Origin of the sequence: Pseudomonas sp. NPDC089396 (assembly GCF_044749545.1) — a bacterium.
Lineage (GTDB): Bacteria > Pseudomonadota > Gammaproteobacteria > Pseudomonadales > Pseudomonadaceae > Aquipseudomonas.
Map to the genome: position 1 here is coordinate 1 of NZ_JBIVIC010000029.1, position 2,043 is coordinate 2,043.

The 2,043-nt window shown below is 51.6% G+C and carries 2 protein-coding genes and 1 pseudogene; all 3 read right to left on the reverse strand.

Annotation, left to right across the window (positions count from 1 at the left end; all coding sequences use genetic code 11):
• Positions 1 to 51 precede the first annotated feature (51 nt).
• A complete protein-coding gene (locus ACIPZB_RS27170) occupies positions 52 to 453 on the reverse strand; it encodes a hypothetical protein (protein WP_400643483.1) in 402 nt (133 codons plus the stop codon).
• Positions 454 to 500: 47 nt separating this feature from the next.
• A complete protein-coding gene (locus tag ACIPZB_RS27175) occupies positions 501 to 1,679 on the reverse strand; it encodes a DUF6396 domain-containing protein (RefSeq protein ID WP_400643484.1) in 1,179 nt (392 codons plus the stop codon).
• Between the two features lie 83 nt (positions 1,680 to 1,762).
• Positions 1,763 to 2,043 (reverse strand): annotated as a pseudogene (locus ACIPZB_RS27180) (phospholipase); the annotation flags it as partial.

Here is a 2,043-nt window from a genome sequence, read left to right on the forward strand (position 1 = left end):
CTGACTCATGGGATGGCGGGCTTGTAGAGGGCAGTTGGACGGAGGGCTATTTCAGCACAGCTCAGATGGCCTGTGCTGACTTGATCGGAGAATCCCTAACGAGCACAAGTGCACCTTCAACCCCGGTATTTCCTCCGGCGTGATCATGCTTTCTTCGATTTCCTCAATCAGCCCATCAAGTTCGGCCTGCCACTTCTCCTGGGCACGCCGGCCCATGTAGTCATTCGGCCCATCAAGCCTGGGGCGCGGTGGCGCAGCCTTATTCACCTGCTCGATCCGCCGCAGCTTGGTCACCTGTGGAAAGGTCTCGGCTCCCTCGATCATGCGCTGGGTGTTCACCGTCCCTGCACCGATACCGACGTCGGTGGCATTGGTGACCACGAACAGGTGCAAGTCACCATGCAAGCCCGGATCGCAACCGCATTTGGCCTGGTCTGACGAACAAGTTTTCACCGGTTTCCTTGCTCCACACCGAGACGAAGTTCGCGTACATTCCTGGCTTATCCAAGCAACCCCCACTCGACACGTTCATGGCGTTGCATAATCTTGTCCCGCAAAGGCCATGGTCGATATTCCGTCCAGACCATCAGGTAGGTAGGCATGACCTCACCTTCTTTGAAATGCTGAATATGATCTTCCCAGCTATTGATCATTACTTTCCAATAGCCACTTTCAGGACAAGTCTGGCCACTGGCGCAAACCATAATCGGGAAGTTGGCCTTGCTGAAGGCGGGTGAGCCTGGCATGGGTTTGCCGGTAGCTGGGTCGAGAACCTTTTCCTTGGCCAACTTGTGGATCAGGGCTTCACTGGGCTTTTCTGGCGGAATGTTTGCCAGACGGGCTTCTAGCCATTGTAGCTTGCCGTCCCATGGCGGTAGCTTGGCCGGAGGTAGCGGGAGGATTTCGTTAATTTCCGGGACTTTAGGGTCTGCATAGGAGTAATTGGCCAGTACTCTCCAGATTGTCTTGTAGCGATCCGCGCGTTCAATATCATTCTGCAGCCCAAGAAAATGAAGCGTATTCGTCGGTTCTGGCCCACCGAAGCCTTTGGCCAGAAATGAAGCCGAGGTACTATCACCTGCAGAAACACCTTTTTGAAATACTTCGATGGCCTCCTTGAAATCACCCTTTAATTTAAGGTTGACACCTAACATAACGGCCGCCTCGCCATGCCCTTGCTCTGCGGCACAACGGCGCATTTGTCGTGCGACGTTCGGGGCTATACCAATCGGCGCAAGCTTCTCTCCTATTTCATACTGAGCTTGCGCATTACCCTCGTCTGCCGCCTTGCGCAGATATCGAAGCGCCATATCAGAATCTTCTCGCAACCCTGCAGAGCCCTGCCTCAAAAAATATGCAACAAAAAGATAGCCCGTGGCAACATGGGCATCAATCAACTTCTCGCTCAGACGTAAGTGCTCCCAGCCTTTCAGTTTAAAATGCCCTCGCATCGCACCGCTCTGCAAGTTGATATTGGCTTTATAGTGATTATGCTCGGCGCCGATTCGATACAATCGTTCGACTTCAGCATTGACACCAACATCTCTCTTGAGCTGATTATTCTTCTGGAGCCATCGCGCATATTTGAAAAGAACATCAACCTCTGCCGATGCCGATGGAATGCTTTCATGCGAACACTCGAAATATAACTTGTTTTCGACTTCAATAAGTGGATTCATACTTCTTCCGCCCTCCGAACTGGAACTTCCAACCGCACTGCAAGACATCAATAAAAGGCAAAGTGGCAAAATCCCAGCACGCATCAATCCAGATTCCTCCACATTGATTTTTCATAAAAAAACTCCACAACAGAACAACTTGGAGCACTGCCATTTTCACAGCGACCTTTATTTTCTTTTAAAATCTCCTTCCAAGATTGAAATGCCTCAGCCGCATCATCCTGCACCCCCTTCCCATCCGTATGCAGCTTCCACAATCGCCGTCTCAACTTCTGCGTCTCACTCGCCCACTCATGGGCAATATTCAGCTCGCTGTCCACCTGCATACTTCGCGTATTGATGTTCGCCGAACCATGCGTGGTGA